Source organism: Hydrogenispora ethanolica (assembly GCF_004340685.1).
In the GTDB taxonomy this organism is placed as follows: Bacteria; Bacillota; UBA4882; order UBA8346; family UBA8346; genus Hydrogenispora; species Hydrogenispora ethanolica.
The window spans coordinates 13,803-34,235 of sequence record NZ_SLUN01000037.1 but is presented as its reverse complement, the minus strand read 5'-3'; the positions used below and the strand labels follow the sequence as shown (position 1 = coordinate 34,235).

The window sequence follows — 20,433 nt, the reverse complement described above, 5'->3', positions numbered from 1 at the left end:
CCTCTACTTTTATTTCGATGTTCCGGGCTCATACGCCCCGGTTATGCTTCGAGCCAGTCGGAGAAACATGCCGCCTTGTAATAATTCGGCACGTAAGGCCCGATAGTCCAGATCCGCCATGGCCCGATGATTGCGGCTGGCAAGCGCCGCGGCGGTTCCTCCGGCTTGCCCCACCGCCATGGCGATGGGCGAAACCCGGATCGCCGCGCAGGCCTCGTGGGTCGCCGAGATGCACCGGCCGACATTGATCAAATTGTCCACCCGCCCGTTAATGAGCGAACGGTATGGTATACCGTAGATCGCGCCCCATTCCAGATGACGCGAATTAGTGCCTTCGCCGTCGGGGCTGTGGACATCGACCGGATAGCCCCCGCAGGCGATCTCATCCTCAAAGGGGATTTGCTCAAGCAGATCGGCGGCGGTCAGGACGTATATTCCCTCAATCTTCCGGGACTCCCGTACGCCGACGTTGGGGCCGCTGCTGATGAGAACCGCGTCGGCAAAACCCGGTACCCGCCGCTTCATGAATTGGAAAAGCTCTAGCGTCTGGCGGCGGCCTTCCACTTCCGCCCCGGTCAATTCCCAGGCATCGGTCGGATTGACCTTCTGAATCCGGGTGGTATTGACGATCACCTCGCCGGGATTGTTGGTCTCAAATAATAGAATGCATTCACGGGTGAAGCTGATCTCCCCATTGCGACGGCCGGCGGCGAAGATCCCGGTAAAGCCGCCCATGGACAGCCGGGGTGCTTGGTCGAGCAAATCGGTCCGGGCTTCGGGGAACTCCTCCGGATGATTCCGGATATATTCTTTGACCATCCCGATGTCGACCCGGCCCAGTTTGAAATTCATCGTCAACGGCTGGCTCAGGTGATCGCCGGGGCGGCCCAATAAAAAAGGCACTCCGGCCCAAGCGGCCAGATCGCCGTCACCGCTGGCGTCGATGAAGTTGGCCGCCCTGAGTTCCAGCAGGCCGGACTTGGTGGCGACCGTGATCGCCGTGATCTTTCCCCCCACAGCCTCGACACCGGCGAGCATGCTGTGGTATAAAACTTCGCCGCCGGCTGCTAAATACATCTTTTCTAAAACATGTTTTAACAACTCCGCATCAAACGGGGTGACCGTGTAAGTATATCCGGTGCTGTCCACAATGTGCCCAGGTGAACCGCCGAGTTGTTGCAGGTTATGAACCACTTCATCAGCGATGCCCCGCACCACCTGGACCGAACCGGCATGGAAGGTCATCATCGGACCGACGCCTCCGGCGGTGAGCATCCCTCCCAAAAAGCCCATCTTCTCAACGATCAGGGTTCTGGCGCCCGCCCGGGCGCTGGCGATGGCGGCTACGCTCCCGGAAACACCTCCCCCCACCACAATAACGTCATAGGGCTTCATGATCCGCTTCCTCCTCTAAATTCAATAAAGCCTTGGTAAAGCCGTGCGCCCCGATCTCCGATAACGCCTTGATGCCCGAGGTGACCCGGAATGGGCCCCACTGGAGTACGATCAATTTATCCCGACGCGAAGTGAGACCGATATCATGGCACTCGATATGATGGAAGAGCTCATGGGCGATAAATAACGGCCGGATCGCGGCATAGCTCTCATAACGGCTGATTCCCTTGGCCTTGAGCTTTTCCAGCTCGCCACAAATGGTATCACGATAAAGAATGATCTGCCGCGGATTGCTGTAGTACTCGCTACAGATCCGGTACTCCGGTGCTATCCACCCCTGTTCCTGTTCGACGAGGGTCAGCCCGAGCCGCACGGCCAACTCCTCCGGATTGCTGGTGCCGTATTGACTGCTATAACGCAACGCGGCCTCCCGGCCGGTTTGCCACGCTCCCTCAATGAGCCCGGGGTAACGCTCCGGCGGGATTTTGCCGAACAATAGATCGTTTTGGAGTTCATGCAAACCCAATTCGGCCCGCGTCTGAAAGAAATATTCCATGTTCTTATCAAAGCCTCTTTCTGCCCCTTGATTACCGGTTATTCTTCCGGCAGATCAAGGCGTACACGAGACTATCCTCCGCAATTCCCTGGATCTCCACCCCGGCCACGGCGATAATCTGGGCCGCATCGACCAAGCCGGATAAATCGATAATCTTTTTGCCGTAAAACACGTACACATCGGGAACTTCCTTGCTGCCGTCGAAATAGCTGGTGCACTGATCGACCACCTGGCTCAACTCCTCCTCGAACCGGGCGACACTCAGTTTGAAAGCTTCTCCTTGATTCTTCTGGAGCCGGATGACCCCTTCACTGTCGATCACCCGCAACGCTTTGATCTCTTTTTTCAGCAGCCCCCAGCATTTCTTGGCAACGGAACGGCCCTGGACGATGTAAATGTCCCCGGTGCTCCCGATGATTGACAGACATTCCTCCGCCACTCCCAATGATTGGGCGGCGATGGCCCGGATCGCCGTTTCCGGCAGTTTCTTCTGGAGCAGGTTCTTGGCGCGGAGTTCGGTGGTTCCGGTGGCGATCACCCGGACAATGCTCCGTTGGGGATCGACCTCGACGTGGAGCTCGATGGACCCGGGTGCGGCGCCGGACTGAATCGCCGCTTGCTCGGCTTCCCTGCGCACTTTCAGGATATCGGCGTCGGTCGGGTTGGAAATGGTCCGTTCCACGACATCGCGGACCATCGCCAGGGCCACCCCGATCGGCGAAATGACCTCGGCGTTCTTGGCGATGCGGTGGTTCAGTTTCATATACTCGGCCAGATACGGCACGATCGCCGCCGCGCCGCCGCCGCCCCCCACCAGCGTGATCTCTTCCGGTTGCAGTTGGTAGTCGCTGAATAACTGCTTCAGGACGGCTTCATTCTTCTGTGAGGCCTTATCCATGATTTGTTTGGCGAACTCTTCGACCGAGATCCCGTATCGTTCGGCGAAGGGTTTAAAGGCGCGCACTGCCGCTGCTTTGGAACCGTAAGCGTAATGGCTGGCTTGGACATAACCCAGGATATTGGCGGCGCAGGATACGGTGATCGCGAATTGCTTGCCGCCGCAAGTAACGGTGGCATAATCAGCCGGATCGTCAGGCCGGGGTTGGAATAGCGCAATCTGCGGATCGTTAATCTCCGCCGGATCCGCGTAGACCGTGTAACCCAATCCGGCGATGTGGGCGCTGCGCGGGCCGACATCCACCACGCCTTCGGGGCCGATCCGGACCATGCTGCCCCCGGCGATCCCCACCGTCCGGACATCCAGAGAGTTCAAATAGGTTTTGTGCCCGCCGACCTCGGCGTACTCCACCATCACCTTGCCGTTTTTGATCACCGAAATATCGGTGCTGGTGCCGCCGACCTCCAGGAAGATACCGTTGGAAATCTTCTCATACATCAGCGCTCCGGCGACTCCGGCGGCCGGCCCGGAAAGCATGGTGAAGATGGGGCGTTTGCGGACTTCGTTGATATCCATAACTCCGCCGTCGCAGCGCATGATCATCAGCGGCGCCTTGATGCCGGTCCGCTTCACGCTCGACTCGGTCATATCAGCCGTCTCCATCATCTTTGGCAGAATGCTGGCATTGATCGCCGCCGTGCGGGTCCGGATCTTCAAACCGTACAGTTTCGATATTTCATGGCTGCCGACGCCGGGAATGCCCATGGCCGCGGTCTTCGCCATCACCGCCAGTTCGGCGGCGGGATCGTCCACCGCAAAGGCCGCGCTGGCGACGATAACTTGACAGCCTTCATTTTCAAGCTCATGGATCAATTTTTCGGCATCATGCTCCTTGGCCGTATCGAAATAGCGATGAAAGGTCTTTAAAAATTTGCCCGGCGCCAGCTCGATATCGCCCACCTGGGTGTCGTTCCTTGCCTTCAGCTCTTCCATCATGCCGCGGCCCATGCCGAGAATGCCCACCGGAACCACATCGCCTTCCAATAAGGCATTGGTAGCCTGAGTCGTTCCGTGCGCGATAAAAACGATATTTTCCGGAGCGATGGCATACTTTTCGATCACTCCGCGGATCACTTCCACGATGCCGGCGGCCACGCCCTCTTTGGCAAAATGGGTGGTGGGCTTTTTTAACGTGCCGACCAATTCATAGGTGTCATCATCGATGACCACAGCGTCGGTGAAGGTCCCGCCGACATCGATTCCGATTCTGTATTTCATCTTCCCGCTCCATCTTTCAGTGTCGAGGGGATTGAATATTTTACCGGCTCAGCGGTAAAATATTCAATCCGTCCAATTTACAATGAATCAATCCTTTAAACGCTCTTAAAACCACATAAAAGCGGCAATGATCAGGCCGACGACCGCCAGGCTCCAAATGTACGGTAAAACTTTTAAGAGGATCTTATTGACGTCCGTTCCGACATAGTTGGCGAACCATACGTTATGGGTATTGGTGGGATCGCCGATGGACTGCACCCGCTCCGTCGCCAGGAAGGCGCTGAAAACCGCCGGCGCGGGCAATACTTTCAAACCGATGATCACCGCGGCGACTCCGCTGCCCAACCCCCACATGTTCAACGGTCCGCGATACAGGGCCAGCGGCGCCAGAATCGCGAAGAACAGCACGTAGGCGACGGGATTGCCCGGGATGATCACTTTCAGGAACGGGCTGATGCTCTGGGACACTTGGGGATGCATGAACGAGTTTAAGACCATTCCGATGCCGATCATCAGCAGCACCGCCGGCGCGCTGTCGGTCATCCCCTCAAAGGCCGATTTGGTCAAAAGTGAGAGGAGCTTTCCCAAATCCTTCTGCGGCGAAAACAGCCAAACGGTTACGAAGCACCATAACAGGCCCATCAGGAACGCCGGCAGGATCGGCCATTTAAGTCCGATGACGAAAACGATCGGGATCAGCGGCGTTAGCAGCGAAAGCATCGGGGCCTTGACAAACTCCCCTTTGGGGATCCCCGGATTGGTCTGAACCGCCCAGGCAAATTTGGTGCCGGAGCGTTTGAACTCCACGATGGCGAAGATTAGGGCGACCACCGCAGTCAACACGGCCATCGTGACGGCGAAGGCCTGTACCTGGGACTGCTGGACACCGGTGGCGGTGGTGTAAAAAGCCCAGTTGGACATGTTGATAATCCCGCCGATGGCCATCGCGAAGATAAACATGCAGGCGCCGATGAGCGCCGGAACCCCGACCGAGATCATGATCGGCATGGCGATTGTGGCAATCATGATTACCGCACCGATGCCGTCAATCGTGGTAAAGAGGAGCGATACCGCTATCGTGACCAGGATCGTCACCAGAAACGGCCGGTCTCCTCCCAATTCGGCCGCTCCTTTGATAATGGTTTTCGAAATTCCGGTCTGATTCATAAACTGACCCAGCCAAGCGCCAAGGATCACCGCGCAATAGGCGACGCCCAACTTCGTAGCCCCGCCTTGAACCACGAAATTGAGCAACCCCGTATCGTTACCGTCCTTGCCGACGGCGATCAAAGGCACCCCGGCAATTGCGGCCACCCCTACCGCCAGGATGGGTAAAGCTAAAATGGTCGGCAATTTTCGAGTCACCATCAATAATGCGATAACTAGAAAGAGCAATAGGATAAAGATCGACGTCACCATCAATAAGCCATCTCCTTTCACCGCGTTTTGAGGTTCGGTTTGGAATTGATTATTGGGCTGTTTCATCACTTCCTTTGCCTATTCCATGAATCAGTTAATTATTTTAAGTCTTATAATAAGTATCTTAATTATAATTCCGAATACGCTAAATGTCAATGATATGGCACCTAATGATAATGAAATTCCTAAAATCTCACGGATTTATCGAAACCGTATCCGTTTGTTTACAATTCCGCACTTGTTTATTTCATTTCGAACGATTTCCCGCTAATGTCTCACATGAAACAGACACGAATGCCGTTTTTAAGCTGCATCCGACGAACGGCTCGGACCTGGGACGATTCGAAAAAAAGCCCGGACTCTCCACTAGAGCCAGGCTTTTCATGAAAAATGTCAATTTCCGCTGAAAAACCGGTATCACGACGGCAGCATCTCTTCGTCCCGTTTGATCCGCTCGCTCAAGAAGCGGGCAGGATCCCGTCCATCAATCCCCGGCTGTAGAGCAATTCATCCCTCCGGTTCATCTGCATGGTCCGGCTGACGTCAAATTCGTCGAGCAATTGCCGTTCGGCCGGTTCGAGCCTGGCTCAGAGCTGATCCAGCAGCGCCCGTTGTTTTTGGCCCCACTCCCAGTATTCTCCGTCGCGCGGCAGGAGTTCTTCATTGATCTTGTAGATCCGGTCGAAGATGAATTCATCCATTCCTTTGCTGTCACTGATTAGCATGGGGACCTCCTTGGTTGAAAGTGGGATGGGAGATGTGGGAAGTTGGATGGATCCTTCGGATCGGAAAGTCAAAACTTGGGTCTATCTTTTCGGCCATTCGAGAAGCTTTCAAAAGGCCCGAGTTTCAAGCTCCGTCATCCCTCTCCGCTGAATCCGCTTCTTCGCTTAACAACGCCGGAGAGGACCAGGGTGAGGTCGCCTTTGGACATCTCAGACTTAAAAGTGGCCTCTTCCCCGGCAGTTCCTCGCTGTCGCCTCCGTTGTGTTTCCGCCTGAAGGCGGGCAGGGAGTGAGTCCTACCAAGTTGCATTCTTTCATTTCAAATGCTGAACAAAAATCTCTACTGCCAGATATTTTGTTCAGCATATTTTTCAAAAAAGGATGAATGCAACTTGGTATCACTCCCTGCACCCGGCCGCCCAAGGGGACGATGCTTCCCCTTGGGCGGCCGGTCCATCCGTGGACCGGTAAGGTAAATGGACATTGATGGTTTGCCGCCGGCCTCCCTTACCGGCGGCTTCTGGGTCCGTTCCGCGCTGCCGACGGCGGTGATTTCATCCGCCATCAACGCCGCGTCGCCGCCCTCCTTGGCGGCGGGCCCGTGGTCCTCAGTTCACCAGAGAATAGAGACTTGCCGCGACAGTTCTTCCCTAAACTCCACTTGCATCTTCAACCCTTCCCTCATCCCATTCCGGAATCGCCGGTAATCATTCCGGCCTTGCATCCATCCATTTCATCATCGAAGCTCCCCATTCAATTCCCGCAGATTCTTTTTTCGCCGTTCCAACTGCTCATCCAATCCCAGCAAATGTTCATTTCCTCACTCACCATAGCCGCTCATCCGTCCCGCAATCTCACTCAGTTACCGCGCATCCTCACTCCGTAACCGTGCATGATTGCCCGGTTACGGAGCATGTTCGCACGGTTACGGTGTAAGCTCACACAGCAACTGTGCATCCTTACACAGTTACTGTGCAAGCTAACTCAGTCACCTTGCATCCTCGCACGGTAACCGCGCATGATCGCCCGGTTACGGAGTATGTTCGCACGGTTACGATGCAAGCCCGTCCAGTTACTGGGCTTCGAATCAAAAGTATCTTTTCCGGATTTGTCTTATTCCAGATTCAGGAATTGATTGATTTTATTTGAATCGCCCGATATAATAAATGATGTAAAATTTTACTAAAACCAAGGGAGGCCTGTTGATGAAGAAAAGTGTAATACGGTCCTTGATGATCACTTTGCTTGTTACCTTGGTTATTTCTGCTCCGGCCGCGATATTTTCGGCCAAAAAAGATACCGGGCCGCTCCGGATCATGTGGTGGGGTTCCCAAACCCGTCACGACAGAACTTTGGCGGTTTTAGACATGTTCACCAAAAAAACCGGCATTCGCTTTGAGTCGGAGTTCTATGGCTTTGACGATTATATTGCGAAGCTCAACATTTTAATCGCTTCCGGCGACGCGCCCGACATTATGCAATTGGGCGGCAATTTCCCAACCTACATCGACCATATCGAATTTTTAAACAAATATATCCGGAGTGGCAAGATCGACACCAAAAACACCGACAAAAGCTTTCTCGGAATCACCACGCTGGATGGCAAAACCATCGGATTATCCTCCGGCACGAATGCTCCGGCCATCGCTTATGATCCGGAATTGTTTAAAAAAGCCGGCGTTCCCCTGCCCACCTTCAAATGGACCTGGGATGAGTGGGAAAAAGCAGTCCTTGCGATTCACCAGAAACTGGGCATCCTGGGCTGCAGCCTGACCCGGGCCGATGAATTCTGGGCGCTGACCACCGTCGTTTCCCAGTATGGCACCAAAGAAAGTTTATTTCTCGAACCGTACCGGTTGAAATTAAATTACAAGAAAGACAGTTATGTCGCTGATTATCTTAAAATGGTCCAGCGAGTGACCAAAGCCGGGGCTTACCCCAATCCGGCACAAATGGCCGAGATCAAAGACATCGAAGGGAACCCGCTCGTTCGAGGAGAATCCGCCATGGCCTGGCTGTACAGCAACCAATTTGTGGCGCTGTCAAAAGCCGCCAAACGGCCGCTTGCCCTGGTCTGCATGCCCAGACGCACCAAAAACGGCCCGCTTTCCCAGACCATTATGTCCTCTCAAATGTTTTGCATCTCGAAAACATCCAAAAACAAAGACGCCGCGGCCCAATTTATCAATTTCTTCGCCAACGACGTGGCAGCCAACAAAATTCTCGGCGGCGAACGCGGCGTTCCGATCATGCGGCATATCCGCGAGGCCTTGTCGGTGAACCTGACTACTCCGGAAAAGGAAGTCTACAGCTATCTGACCAATCTTGGCAAGGAAGCTTCCACCAATATCCTTTTAGACTCACCGGTACAGGCTCAGATCAGGGACATTTATATCCGTCTATCCGAAGAAGTAGTACTGGGTAGAACGGCCCCGGATGAGGCCGCAAAACGGTTTAAATCCGAAGCCGAAGAGGCCCTTAAACGGTATTCGGCTTCAAAAAAATGACCAGCAACCGCTTTGGATACGATGTAGAAAAATCATCTTACCGGCCGCCATGCCCCAATTGCAGAGATTGGGGCATGTTCGCATGGATAGGACGATAACATTTTTGGGACTGAAAAGGGGTTGATTTGGATGCCGTCGCCAAAAATTCAAAAATGGAGTTTTCAAAAGTTGATTCATCATGAATCCGTCTGCGGCTTTATTTTTTCCTCGCCTTTTATCATCGGCTTTTTGCTTTTTACCATCTTGCCCATGCTTTATTCGCTCTATATCTCCTTTACCGATTTTAAGATCACCGCCGCGCCGCTATGGATCGGCCTGACCAACTATATCCGGATGTTTACGGGCGATCCGCAGTTTCTGAAGTCGATCGCCGTTACCCTTTATTTTGTTTTGGTATCGGTTCCATTGAAGCTTGCCTTCGCCTTGATCGTCGCTTACCTGTTAACCCGCAAAAACCGGTTGGACGGCTTTTACCGCTCGGTCTATTACCTTCCTTCCCTCATCGGCGGCAGTGTGGCGGTGACTCTGGTATGGAAGGAATTGTTCGCGACCAAAGGCGTGGTCAATAATTTCCTGTCCCTGTTCGGCCTGAAGACCGTTTTCTGGCTGGGCGATCCGGCGTACGCCATGTGGGTCCTGGTGCTGTTAACAGTCTGGCAGTTCGGTTCCTCGATGATCATCTTCGCCGCCGGCCTGAAACAAATCCCGGTCACCTACTACGAATCGGCCCAGATTGACGGCGCGTCCCAACTGCAGCAATTTTTCCGGATAACGCTGCCCTGTCTGTCGCCGGTCATTCTCTTCAACCTGGTGATGCAGACCATCTCCGGATTCATGAACTTTACCCAGGCATTCATCATTTCCAAAGGCACCGGAGGGCCGATGGACAGCACCCTTTTTTACGCCTTGTATCTGTATAAACGGGCCTTTAACTACTTTGAGATGGGGTATGCCAGCGCCATGGCCTGGATTTTACTGATCATGATCGCCATCGTGACCGCCCTCATCTTCAAGACGTCGGATCAATGGGTATTTTACGAGTCAAAGGAGGAGAAATGAGATGCTGAATCCTTATCGCACCCGACGGGTTTTATACCGGACCATTTTTCATCTCCTCATCTTCCTTTTGGGTTTTTTGATGGTTTACCCGGTTTTGTGGATGGTCTTCGGCTCTTTCAAAACCAATTATGAAATCTTGAACGAATCCCTCAAACTGTTGCCCAAAGTATTCAGCGTCGATAACTATATCAGAGGTTGGCGCGGTTTCGGCAATTTGACGTTCGCCCAATTTTTCTTGAATTCGTTCATAATTACAACCCTAGCTACGGCCGGCGTGACCATCTCCTCCTCATTGGTGGCCTATGCCTTTGCCCGGATCCGGTTTCCGGGGAGAAAGTTTTTATTTGCTTGTATGATGGCGACAATGATGTTGCCGGCGCAAGTGGTGATGATCCCGCAATATATCATCTTCCGCAACCTTGATCTGACCAATACTTTCGTTCCTTTGATCCTGCCATCCTGGTTTTCCAGCGCCTTTTTTGTCTTCCTGATGATGCAATTCATTCAGGGACTCCCGAAAGAACTGGACGAGGCGGCCATTTTGGATGGTTGCTCACGATATTCGGTTTACACCCGGATTATCATGCCTTTGATCAGTCCGGCCTTGATCACCACGTTCATTATTAATTTCTACTGGAAATGGGATGATTTCATGGGCCCGTTGATCTACCTCAGCCGGCCAAAGATGTTCCCCGTTTCTCTGGCGATCAAGCTCTTCGCCGATTCCTCTTCGGAAACCGATTTTGGGGCGATGTTCGCCATGTCCACCCTTTCCTTGTTGCCGGTCTTTTTCATCTTCCTATTCTTCAACAAATATCTGGTGGAGGGCATCAGCACCAGCGGTTTGAAAGGGTAATTCCCAAAAACAGCCGCGGGCTGAAACCCGTGGCTGTTTTTTGATTAACCGGTCCGTTCAATCCAATTCACAACTTTCCGGCGGGGAGGTCATTCGCGGCCCTCCTCCACATATTCGAAGAAATCGAAGTCCGCGTGTTTTCTCCGTCCGGTCAGGTCTTGGCAACATAGTCCGACAAAAGCGCCGGTAAATTTTCCTTCCCTGCAATAGTCATCGGAAAGGCGGCCGGCATCCAGCGCCGGTCCGATTGCGCGCCATTCCCGGTCATTTTGGGCATAGTAAAACTGCAGGCGGTCATAATCGACCCTGACCCGCAGATAGCAACGTTGCCAATCCTTGATCAGCACATCCCGGTCCAAAGGGTAACTGAAGACATTGTTATCGCAACTCCAGATCCCCAGACATTTGCTTTCCAGCTGATCGTCATATGAGATTCGTAGATAATAGAAGTTTTCGTGGTCATACAAACAAACCAGTCCAGCCATTTGTTTGTAATTTTCCGGCTCAAACTCCACGCATGTCGCAGCGGTATAGGTAAATGACTGCTGGCGGCGGGCAACCAAAGCTTGGTGATGTTTGGAGGATAGGGATTCACGGCCTTTAAGCCGTAAAAACCCGGGCCGCTCCGTCAGACTGAGCGAATCTTCGACCAGCGGTATCCGCAGCGTTTGAAAATGAAGGCTCAGCCTCGGACCATCGAAATCATCCCGTGCCGGCACCGCCGGGGCGGGGCATACCGGAAAACCGGGGGCCGGGACCTTGACCAGGGGTCGGTTACCGCCGGACTCCAACCTCAGCCAATGATCTTCCGTCCATTCCACTTTTTGGATCGCCGTCTCCCGGCCCAAGGGATACCTTCCCCGCGAGGGAATCGGCCGGGAGCACAGATGAACCATATACCATTGGCCGTTCTGGGTTTGGACCAGATCGGCATGGCCCGCTTTCTGTAATGCCAGCGTCGGATCATTGCGCGATGTCAGGATCGGGTTGGCCGGATCTACCTCATAGGGACCGGTAATCTCCCTGGAACGGGCCAGCGTGACCGCATGTCCCAGTCCGGTCCCGCCTTCGGCGGTGATCAAGTAATAAAACGCGCCCCGTTTGTAAAGATGCGGCCCTTCGGTGCAACCAAGCTCCGTCCCTTGGAAGATACGATATTCGGGCCCGGTCAAGCACTGGCCGTGGACTGAATACTCCTGCAAAATAATGCCGCCGAATGGATTTCTGCCTTTGCGGTGGTCGGTTACCATAGATAGCAGCCAGTGCCGGCCGTCATCATCATGAAAGAGCGACGGGTCAAAGCCGCAACTGTTTAAGTAAACGGGTTCGGACCAATCGCCCCGGATATCGGCCGCGGTCACCAAGAAGTTGTGCGTGTCTTTGGCCAATGTTTTGGAAGTTTTCACATCCGTATAAACCAGATAAAAAACGCCTCGATCATGGCTGAGACAAGGAGCCCAAACGCCACCCGAAGCCGGATTGCCCTTCATATCCAGCTGGGATGGGCGGTTTAACGGATGGGCAATCAACTCCCAATTCATCAAATCGCGGGAATGATGGATCTGAACACCGGGAAACCATTCAAAGGTCGAGGTCGCGATATAGTAATCGTCTCCCACCCGCACAATGGAAGGATCGGGGTTAAACCCCCGCAAAATAGGATTGGTGATCCAATTCATCGGCCGATTCCCTCTTTTCTCCCAGGTTATCTTTTGAGAGCAAAGCCAGGCCATCCAATGAAATCCGCAATCAATGGCTGGGCCGGGCTAAATCAACGGTCGCAACCCTTCCCAGCGCACCTTCCAGCCGCCATCCTTCGGGAATCCGGGGGTCTCCGTCCCGCATCCATCCCAACCCGCCGCCATCAGCGCCACCGCGGTTAACAGCCCTCCGTTCCCCGGGAGGTAGAGGGGAAGGTCCGGGCGATCCCCCTGGCAGTTGTGGCCATTGGGGAGGTAGGTATTTTTCGGTGAATCCATCAACAGGCAGGAGACCGCTATCTCCGGTTGACCGAGCCGGGCGGCGGTCATCGCCAACATCGGAAAGTCCCAGCCCCACATCGTTTCGAACCGCCATTCCCGTAATACCTTTCCCAGCGTTTGCCGCATCACTTCCGGTTTGGCCTTGCGTCCCGGAAGCACACCGCAGGCGCCCAACATCGAAGGATGATCTTCGTTAAAACGGGAAAAGGTCAACGGACAGTTTTCGTGGGCGATATAGACTCCCTCCTTCACCGGGAGTTCCGCCAACTTCGCAGCGATTTCTTCCCATTTTTGGTCGAGCGGCAAACCCAGGCGGATTCGCCATTGATTGGCGGTCGACAGCCCGAAAAGCCAGTATTCCAGCTCAAAAACTGGATTTACCGTCGTTTCCGGCGCATGATTCTCCTGGGCCGGAATCAGCGGAGGGCCCAGGACATACCGGTCATGGGCCGGATCATACTTGGCGTAGGAAGCCATGAATTCGGCCGTCTCGAAGACGATCTCCCGATAGGCCTCCAAAGTTTCCCGGGAAGGGTGATGCCTATAGCATAATTCCGCATAGTAGATGGGATGAGGTTGCTGCCAGATCAGCAAAGGGCCGATGGGCGACGGCGCGTCCTCTCCAGCGGGCCCGGCCATCTTCGGCCAGCGCGCCCCGGAGTAGCCTTGGGATCCCGCCAGTTCCCTCGCCTTGGGCAGAATCGCCCGGTACCACCAGAGGCTTCTTTCCAGCAGATGATGCCGGCCCCAAAACGAAAAATGGGCGGCATGCCACCAATGCATCTCCAGATGGAATTTCCCGTACCAGCTGTTGCAGGTGAGTCCGGTTTCCTGGGGCGGCAGCGAGCCCGCGCACTGAATAGCGGTCAAATATTGGGATAAAACGATTCTGCGCTCCAACTCAAACGCGCGGGGATCGCTGCTTCCGGAAAGCTCCACGGCGCCGCCTTTGGACCAATGCTCCCGCCAGTACGCTTCGGAAGCCGACTGCACCTCCAGCCAGGCGGGCAGGGTTCCCCGCGGCGGTTCGGAAGTAAATGAGACGGAAAACTCGATTTTCCCGGAACCTTCCGGAACGTCCATTTTGAATTCATGGTCGCCGGTTCGAAAGACTCTGCCGTTTTCCGGGTATAAGATCTCCACGGAGTAACGGTTGTTATCGAGCAGCCGCAGCAAACGCAACCGGTTGTCGCCCCGTTGCATGACGACTGTCCGGTGCTTTTCAACCGCTGACCAATCGGCGGCGGTTTTATCGGGCGCTCCATAGGGAAAGGCAAACCGGATCGTCAACCGGTTTTGCTGCAACAGTTCCGACTCAACCGAAAAGGCTACCACATCCCGAAAGGGATGGCAACAGCTTTTGACCGATACCGGAATGCCGGCCGTTGTAAATTCGCTATGCAAGATCCCGCGCCACAAATCGAGCTGCTGGTGAATGTCCCGAATGTCGGAGATTTCGGCCGGTTGCCCATCATCCATCATGATTTCCATGCCGATCTGGCCGAGATGAAGCCGGTGCGGATTGATTCTCAGCCAATCGTACGCTTCCTCCTGCCCTTCGCTCTCAACCGCATACCCGGCTTTCGCTCCGCCGGCATCGAAATATTTGAGTTTCAACTCATTTTTCTGGTAATGCCGGCCCCCCTCGGCCGGCTGGGTATGCCAACCCCATTGGGCCAGGGTGCACAGGGGAACTTTCTCCCGATAACTATCGGGGAAGCTTTGCATTCCGGTGATATCGGCTGTATAAGCGAATTCCCCATTGCCGATGGTCAAAGGCGATAAAGGGTAGCATTCTCTCAATACCGGATTATGCCGGGCAACCAATTGATACCGGTCTATCGCCATCGCTTGCCATCTCTCTTTCGCCGCAATTCCCTGCCAGAGGTTTTTATCGCCACTGTAAAATATTGTATAATATTACGCCGGCGTTTCATAGCCCCAGATTGCAAAAAGCCGGGGCTTCACGGCAGCACAATTTCCTCGCCCCGCCGGATCCGGTCGATCCACCAGCCCAGCAGGATCCCGTCCATCCGTCCCCGGCTGTAGAGCAATTCATCCCTCCGGTTCATCTGCATGGTCCGGCTGACGTCAAATTCGTCGAGCAATTACCGTTCGGCCGGGGCGAGCCTGGCCCAGAGCTGATCCAGCACCGTCCGCTGTTTTTGGCCCCACTCCCGGTATTCTCCGTCGCGCGGCAGGAGTTCTTCATTGATCTTGTAGATCCGGTCGAAGATGAATTCGTCCATTCCTTTGCTGTCGCTGGTTAGCATGGGGGGACCTCCTTGGGAAGTGGGATGGATGCCTTCGGTTGAAAGATTGTCAAAACACGGATCTATCTTTTAGGGCAATTCGATGAAGCTTTCAAAAGGCCCGAGTTTCAAGCTCCGTCATTCCTCTCCGCTGAATCCGCTTCTTCGCTTTAACGGTCTGCTTTCTTTAACTTCTTCTTTTCACAAACAGCAGCCCACCGCGATCCGCCCTATTTTTCTCCCCCAGAGATAAACGAACTGCCTTTTTGTGAGCCCTCATCTTTTGGTGAACTTATGCACCAAGGATATTCCAGTCCCGCCGCCAGGGAAGGCGGCGAGTGCTAACTCTGAAACAAAGATTTTTCATAGACCATTTGTTACCCTTACAGCCAACATAGAGGCTGACCGGCGCGGCGTTGCGAAGAACGCATAGCATTCGACAGGGAGAAATCGACCGAAATTCGGCTCTATCTTTTGGTCATTCGATGAAGCTTTCAAAAGGCCCGAGTTTCAAGCTCCGCCATCCCTCCGCTGAATCCGCTTCTTCGCTTGGTAACGCCGGAGAGGACCGAGGTGAGGTCGCCTTTGGACATCTCAGACTTAAAAGTGGCCTCTTCCCCGGCAGTTCCTCGCTGTCGCCTCTGGTGTGTTTCCACCTGAAGGCGGGCAGGGAGTGAGTCCTACCAAGTTGCATTCTTTCATTTCAAATGCTGAACAAAAATCTCTACTGCCAGATATTTTGTTCAGCATATTTTTCAAAAAAGGATGAATGCAACTTGGTATCACTCCCTGCACCCGGCCGCCCAAGGGGACGATGCTTCCCCTTGGGTATCCCCTCCAACGGCTGGTCCTTCCTTGGACCGGTAAGGTAAATGGACATTGATGGTTTGCCGCCGGCCTCCCTTACCGGCGGCTTCTGGGTCCGTTCCGCGCTGCCGACGGCGGTGATTTCATCCGCCATCAACGCCGCGTCGCCGCCCTCCCTGGCGGCAAGTCCGTGTTGCTCTAGAGTATAAAGGCCCTCAGAATGACGGTTTGTTTCTCCCTGAGGGAGAAAGATAGAATGAGGGGTGGACCCCAGCAGTCAGTCAAAAAACGATCGCTTTGGCAAAAATTCGGGGCTGATGAACCTTTAATCCCCACTTCCACTCTCCTCGCGGCCGTTTCGGGCCAGGATTCCGGCCAGTTCGGCGCCGTCTTCCAGGCCCCGGCGGTAGGCCAGCTCCTGGCAGCGGGTCGCCATGACAGCCGCGGTTTCGTTGATGGCGTCGAGGATCACCGCGCTGTCGGGCTGGGGCAGCAAATCTTCGAGGAGCTTCAGGAACTTATCCATCGCGGCGCGGTTCTTTTGGAGCTGCGGGTCGTTCGGCAGGACTTTGCCGCTGAACTCGGCCACCCGTTCCCTGACCAGGCAGTCCAGGTATTGAGCCATGGGTTGGAGATCCGGGGGTTGGGGCATGAATTGAGACTCCTTTCGACGAAAAGAGCTACAATATTTCCCTTTTGTTTCACTCCGCAAAAGGGAAACCGAAGGACATGAAGAATAAACTTAGTCAAGTGACCAAGCTCGGTCCCGAATATTTTTTACATATTCTATTTTTGAAGTTTCCTTTTAGGTAACTTCTTCTACTTTTATTATAAGTCGACAAAGATGAACTCAAATAGAGAACGCCGGTATGCAACGGTAATTTTTTTGTGACCAGCCAGCCGTCGATTAAGACCGTGCACGCTCCGGCGTGAAAATTTGCGCCCCCTTTCACCCGATTTTAGATGCAATACAGAGAATTTCAAATTACTATAACATTCCCTTCACAATACAATATATAGTGAGCAGCCCGGATATATCAATCAATATATTGTGTTGCGAAGCTTTTTTGAAGAGATTTGAAATTCTCTCAATAACATGATTTGAATCAAATGATTTGCGAAAAAACGATGAAGCGTTCGTTATTTTCGCAAATCATATACCCTTAAGGCTTAATATCGTTGCATATAGCTGCACTTCCCTGACTTATCCACAGCCAAAATTCATTAACCACATTCAACGATTCCATTTATCCACAGGAACAGATGACTTATTCACAAACAGAACTCTTTTATTCACAAAAAGAGCTTGTTCGACGACTGAATGAGCTCATTCTTCCGAAAAAGAGCTCGTTCATTCACAAAATGAGCTCACTTATCCACAAAAAGAGCTCGTTCAACGACTGAAAGAGCTCATTCATTCACAGAAAGAGCTCTTTTATTCACAAAATGAGCTTGTTGAACGACTGAAAGAGCTCTTTTTCCCCAAAATGAGCTTGTTGAACGACTCAAAGCGATCACGTATCCACAAAACGACTCCCACCCCCGGCTTCCTACGTCCCATCCGGGGTCGACCATCTATCGCACCAAACCAAAGTTGACCCGCGGCCCACACAGCAAGAAAATAACTCGTGGACGGAATGAACTCATCCGTCCCGCTTGCGGCTGATATCTGATCATTTTGGCATCGAAGGATCGGGGTTACCCTCTCTTTCGCAAAAAGAGAGGGCGAGGGTGAGTTTTTGTTTTACCCTTTTTTCCGATGATCCCGATGGGAGTGCGCTATCTCAGTTGCAAAAAATGAGTTATCAATGATGAATTCTCTCCATAAAAAAACCGGGTTCCCCGGTCAAAGAATTTGCAGTCCCCTTCTATAAACTGATAATGCGCGTCAGATGCCAGGTCATCCTGCGAACCCGAAAACATATTTCATAGGCATCCCCATCGAACAGAATCGCGAAAAAAAGCACCCGGGAGCTCCCTTCCGAGCCGACCCAGGAAGATCCGATTTTGAAGTCGCTAAACTTTTGATTCCGCCATTCAAAGGACACCGGCCGGACGCTCCCCTTATCGAATACAGCCAGAACCTTGATGGGCTCCTTGACCTTCTCGGCAAGCATTTCCTGCTCTCCTCCAAACACTTATCACTGTCTTTTCTGAGCTTTTGTATTGGGCGGGGTTTATCACAACGCTTTCAGCTCCCCGCGGCAAGACTCGCAAATGTTTTTCTCATAAATGCTCTTTACGCCGTCGGGACTGCCGCAAAAGACGCAGACCGGTTCATATTTTTTGATGACAATCATGTCCCGGTCGGTATAGATTTCGAGGAAATCGGAATCCTCGATATTCATGGTCCGCCGCAGTTCACTGGGGATCACAACCCTGCCAAGACAGTCAACTCTCCGGACAATCCCGATTGGCCTCATCACAATGACCGCTCCCCTTTCCTCCCAATATATCGCATCACTTTTGGAACTCCGGGAATTGCGACAAATTAAAACATGCGTCCTAACAAGAAATTAATCCTGGACTGATTCCCCTCGCCAAAACTGGTCCCCAGGTAAAATGTCCCGAAGATCGTGGGACTTACCAGTCCAAGCGAGAAGTCCGTCTTACAATGGATATCGGACCAATCATCGAAAACACCGCCATTTTCAAGAAACGTAGCCAAATACATCTTCTTCAGGCCCAAAGGTTTCCCAATATCCTTGATGATGCCGACCGTTCCCAATACATAATTGTCGCCGCGGAATTCATCGCTATCATAGGCGCCCAATCGCAGCGGCCCGCCCAAGGTAAACTGTTGCATTAGAGGCGGATTGCCGCTGGTCGCGGCGCCGGCCGACACGATGGTGAATACCGCCTTTCGTTCGTTCAGCGGGATAACCCATTTTACAGAAGTCTCGGCAGTGCTGAAGGGCTCCGAAGCATTCGGAGCGTCCGAATACCAATCGGCCTTTACGTCGCATAGGACCCCTCCCTCCAATACTCCCTGATTGGCATTCCGGTAGCTCCATCGCAACTCCGTTTTGCGGACCCGGCCGTCTTTCTCCCGCAACGGCGTCCCCACGATGGTATCGGTGCGCTGGTAACCGGCCTGATAACCCAATCTGGCCTCGGAAAACTTATTGAAACTGTAACCAAGGCTCAAACCGATGCCACTTTCATCCAGCGTAAAATGGTTCTCCTGTTTCCCATCAAGAAACAAACTGCCGCGGCTTCGTTTCACTTCCAAACGGGGCACCAGGAACCAGCCCTTCGTCGAGAAGGGCTTATAGAGTTCGACGCCCAGGCCGGGAGAGGTCCCGAGCGATAAATCAGTACGGAGTTCGGCTCCTTCCCCCGCCATGTTATACGCCGTGATTCGGGAACGAAGATTTACATCGGCGCGATCACCCACAAAATTCATTTGCAAAATATATCGGACAAAAGGCGGACCATAAGCGATTTCCCGTACAGTGATCACCAGTGTCGGCACCTGATCTTGAATCACTATTTCATACCGTAAACTCTCATAAAATGACGACCCCATGATATCGACCAAAACCACTTCTAATGCCGTTACATCGACGGGCTTGCCAATAAAAGGCCGGAGTCGGGCCGCGATTTCAGCCTGATTGATTTCATCGGTGCCCTGGATCTTGAGCGCTCTGGGAACCGGCGCTTGCAGCCGTTTCCGTTCGGAGCGTCTTTTCAGGTATTCTTGCCACGTTGCCGGATCGAGCGCCAATTTTTTTAATTCTTCCCCTTGCCTGGCGGCCGATTGGTATCCGGCCTCAATCAGCTCGTCGCACGCATTCCAATCAAAAGAGGATAGATTCCCGGTCTGAAGCTGAATGACGAAATCCGCCAGCTTCAAAGCTTGTCTGACATTTTCGTTGGTGAGCGTGTTGATTGAACTCATCAGGATCTCATCGATCCTGCGCAAATCCTTATTGGCGTTGCTTTGATTGCAATTTACCGCAATCACGAGATCCGCGCCCATTGCTTTGGCGACATCAGCCGGCACATTATCCACCAAGCCGCCATCCACCAATAGGCGGCCGTCCCGTTCTACCGGAACGAACGCTCCCGGTAGTGACATCGTGGCCCGCATCGCCTCGGATAACGAGCCATCCCCCAAAACGACCTTCTCAGAGTTTTGGATATCCGTCGCCACGCAACGATAGGGAATCGGCAATTCGTCAAAATCGCGAACGGCGGAATAAGGTAAGGCAATCCGGCTGAGCAACAGGTTCACCCGATAGATGGAGAGCCCGCTGGGGATATAAAGCTTATCCTTCAACCCTATCTCTATCTCTCCGGGGTAGTCGAGCTTGTCTTCTTTGCGCCGGAAATCCAGCGCGCGATAGGGCGGAGCGGAGTCAAACAGCCGGTCCCAATTGAGACTTTTCACGAACCGTTCGATTTCGGCGGGACTCATTCCCATGGCGTAACATCCGCCCATAAGGCCCCCCATGCTGGTCCCCGCCACATAATCGACGGGAATACGATTTTCTTCCAGCCATTGTAAAACCCCGATATGCGCAAAGCCGATGGCGCTTCCTCCGCCCAGCGCCAGACCGATTCGCGGCCGCGCCGGTTCCGCCGCCAGGACGGCGGAACCGCTGCAAAAAAACAGTATCAAAAAAAATAATAATCGATAAATCCATTGATTGTTCATCGTATCTGCGCTCCATCGCTATAGTCAGTGAGTTTCCTC

Annotated in this window: 17 protein-coding genes; 3 read left to right on the top strand and 14 right to left on the bottom strand. The window is 53.3% G+C overall.

Features of this window, described 5'->3' with window-relative positions; translation table 11 throughout:
- Positions 1 to 9: 9 nt before the first annotated feature.
- From EDC14_RS21870 to EDC14_RS21850, 6 genes are all read right to left on the bottom strand, one after another.
- Entirely contained in the window at positions 10 to 1,395 is a 1,386-nt protein-coding gene (locus tag EDC14_RS21870; RefSeq protein WP_132016449.1) for an FAD-dependent oxidoreductase, read from the bottom strand.
- Positions 1,382 to 1,951 carry a hypothetical protein gene (locus EDC14_RS21865; protein WP_132016448.1) on the bottom strand — a complete coding sequence of 190 codons (570 nt, stop codon included), beginning with the start codon at positions 1,949 to 1,951 and terminating at the stop codon, positions 1,382 to 1,384. Before EDC14_RS21865 ends, EDC14_RS21870 begins: the two co-directional genes overlap by 14 nt.
- A 31-nt stretch (positions 1,952 to 1,982) precedes the next feature.
- Positions 1,983 to 4,127 carry a hydantoinase/oxoprolinase family protein gene (locus EDC14_RS21860; protein ID WP_132016447.1) on the bottom strand — a complete coding sequence of 715 codons (2,145 nt, stop codon included), beginning with the start codon at positions 4,125 to 4,127 and terminating at the stop codon, positions 1,983 to 1,985.
- A gap of 105 nt (positions 4,128 to 4,232) precedes the next feature.
- Positions 4,233 to 5,612: a C4-dicarboxylate ABC transporter gene (locus tag EDC14_RS21855; protein ID WP_243663072.1), complete on the bottom strand. Its 1,380-nt coding sequence runs from the start codon at positions 5,610 to 5,612 to the stop codon at positions 4,233 to 4,235.
- A gap of 521 nt (positions 5,613 to 6,133) precedes the next feature.
- On the bottom strand, positions 6,134 to 6,271 hold the full coding sequence (locus EDC14_RS26920) for a hypothetical protein (protein WP_165908221.1): 138 nt from the start codon (positions 6,269 to 6,271) through the stop codon (positions 6,134 to 6,136).
- 340 nt (positions 6,272 to 6,611) lie between these two features.
- Entirely contained in the window at positions 6,612 to 6,839 is a 228-nt protein-coding gene (locus EDC14_RS21850; RefSeq protein ID WP_132016446.1) for a hypothetical protein, read from the bottom strand.
- Positions 6,840 to 7,476: 637 nt separating this feature from the next.
- Here EDC14_RS21850 and EDC14_RS21845 point away from each other — a divergent pair.
- From EDC14_RS21845 to EDC14_RS21835, 3 genes are all read left to right on the top strand, one after another.
- Positions 7,477 to 8,778, top strand: coding sequence for an ABC transporter substrate-binding protein (locus EDC14_RS21845; protein ID WP_132016445.1), 1,302 nt, complete (start codon positions 7,477 to 7,479; stop codon positions 8,776 to 8,778).
- 129 nt (positions 8,779 to 8,907) lie between these two features.
- Complete coding sequence (locus EDC14_RS21840; protein ID WP_132016444.1) at positions 8,908 to 9,837, top strand: carbohydrate ABC transporter permease; 930 nt, start codon at positions 8,908 to 8,910, stop codon at positions 9,835 to 9,837.
- A 1-nt stretch (position 9,838) separates the two neighbouring features.
- Positions 9,839 to 10,693, top strand: a complete 855-nt coding sequence (locus EDC14_RS21835) for a carbohydrate ABC transporter permease (RefSeq protein WP_132016443.1) — start codon at positions 9,839 to 9,841, stop codon at positions 10,691 to 10,693.
- Positions 10,694 to 10,782: 89 nt separating this feature from the next.
- Here the strand turns inward: EDC14_RS21835 and EDC14_RS21830 are convergent, their stop codons facing one another.
- The 8 genes from EDC14_RS21830 to EDC14_RS21805 form a co-directional block, all read right to left on the bottom strand.
- Positions 10,783 to 12,372, bottom strand: coding sequence for a glycoside hydrolase family 43 protein (locus EDC14_RS21830; RefSeq protein ID WP_132016442.1), 1,590 nt, complete (start codon positions 12,370 to 12,372; stop codon positions 10,783 to 10,785).
- Between the two features lie 87 nt (positions 12,373 to 12,459).
- Entirely contained in the window at positions 12,460 to 14,523 is a 2,064-nt protein-coding gene (locus EDC14_RS21825) for a glycoside hydrolase family 65 protein (protein ID WP_132016441.1), read from the bottom strand.
- Positions 14,524 to 14,639: 116 nt separating this feature from the next.
- Positions 14,640 to 14,783 carry a hypothetical protein gene (locus tag EDC14_RS26915; protein ID WP_165908220.1) on the bottom strand — a complete coding sequence of 48 codons (144 nt, stop codon included), beginning with the start codon at positions 14,781 to 14,783 and terminating at the stop codon, positions 14,640 to 14,642.
- A complete protein-coding gene (locus EDC14_RS26910; protein WP_165908219.1) occupies positions 14,784 to 14,948 on the bottom strand; it encodes a hypothetical protein in 165 nt (54 codons plus the stop codon).
- A 703-nt stretch (positions 14,949 to 15,651) separates the two neighbouring features.
- Positions 15,652 to 15,891 (bottom strand): hypothetical protein, encoded by a 240-nt coding sequence (locus EDC14_RS21820; protein WP_132016440.1) that lies wholly within the window; start codon positions 15,889 to 15,891, stop codon positions 15,652 to 15,654.
- 168 nt (positions 15,892 to 16,059) lie between these two features.
- A complete protein-coding gene (locus EDC14_RS21815; protein ID WP_132016439.1) occupies positions 16,060 to 16,386 on the bottom strand; it encodes a hypothetical protein in 327 nt (108 codons plus the stop codon).
- Positions 16,387 to 17,914: 1,528 nt separating this feature from the next.
- Positions 17,915 to 18,157, bottom strand: a complete 243-nt coding sequence (locus EDC14_RS21810) for an AbrB/MazE/SpoVT family DNA-binding domain-containing protein (RefSeq protein WP_132016468.1) — start codon at positions 18,155 to 18,157, stop codon at positions 17,915 to 17,917.
- A gap of 68 nt (positions 18,158 to 18,225) precedes the next feature.
- A complete protein-coding gene (locus EDC14_RS21805; RefSeq protein ID WP_132016438.1) occupies positions 18,226 to 20,394 on the bottom strand; it encodes a patatin-like phospholipase family protein in 2,169 nt (722 codons plus the stop codon).
- Positions 20,395 to 20,433: the final 39 nt, after the last annotated feature.

Bases quoted from the DNA above. Each gene is read 5' to 3' on its own strand.
- EDC14_RS26920 (WP_165908221.1), bottom strand. From the start codon at position 6,271: ATGCTAATCAGTGACAGCAAAGGAATGGATGAATTCATCTTCGACCGG.
- EDC14_RS21815 (WP_132016439.1), bottom strand. From the start codon at position 16,386: ATGCCCCAACCCCCGGATCTCCAACCCATGGCTCAATACCTGGACTGC.
- EDC14_RS21835 (WP_132016443.1), top strand. From the start codon at position 9,839: ATGCTGAATCCTTATCGCACCCGACGGGTTTTATACCGGACCATTTTT.
- EDC14_RS21845 (WP_132016445.1), top strand. From the start codon at position 7,477: ATGAAGAAAAGTGTAATACGGTCCTTGATGATCACTTTGCTTGTTACC.
- EDC14_RS21870 (WP_132016449.1), bottom strand. From the start codon at position 1,395: ATGAAGCCCTATGACGTTATTGTGGTGGGGGGAGGTGTTTCCGGGAGC.
- EDC14_RS21825 (WP_132016441.1), bottom strand. From the start codon at position 14,523: ATGGCGATAGACCGGTATCAATTGGTTGCCCGGCATAATCCGGTATTG.
- EDC14_RS26910 (WP_165908219.1), bottom strand. From the start codon at position 14,948: ATGCTAACCAGCGACAGCAAAGGAATGGACGAATTCATCTTCGACCGG.
- EDC14_RS21865 (WP_132016448.1), bottom strand. From the start codon at position 1,951: ATGGAATATTTCTTTCAGACGCGGGCCGAATTGGGTTTGCATGAACTC.
- EDC14_RS21860 (WP_132016447.1), bottom strand. From the start codon at position 4,127: ATGAAATACAGAATCGGAATCGATGTCGGCGGGACCTTCACCGACGCT.
- EDC14_RS21855 (WP_243663072.1), bottom strand. From the start codon at position 5,612: ATGAAACAGCCCAATAATCAATTCCAAACCGAACCTCAAAACGCGGTG.
- EDC14_RS21840 (WP_132016444.1), top strand. From the start codon at position 8,908: ATGCCGTCGCCAAAAATTCAAAAATGGAGTTTTCAAAAGTTGATTCAT.
- EDC14_RS21810 (WP_132016468.1), bottom strand. From the start codon at position 18,157: ATGAGGCCAATCGGGATTGTCCGGAGAGTTGACTGTCTTGGCAGGGTT.
- EDC14_RS21805 (WP_132016438.1), bottom strand. From the start codon at position 20,394: ATGAACAATCAATGGATTTATCGATTATTATTTTTTTTGATACTGTTT.
- EDC14_RS21830 (WP_132016442.1), bottom strand. From the start codon at position 12,372: ATGAATTGGATCACCAATCCTATTTTGCGGGGGTTTAACCCCGATCCT.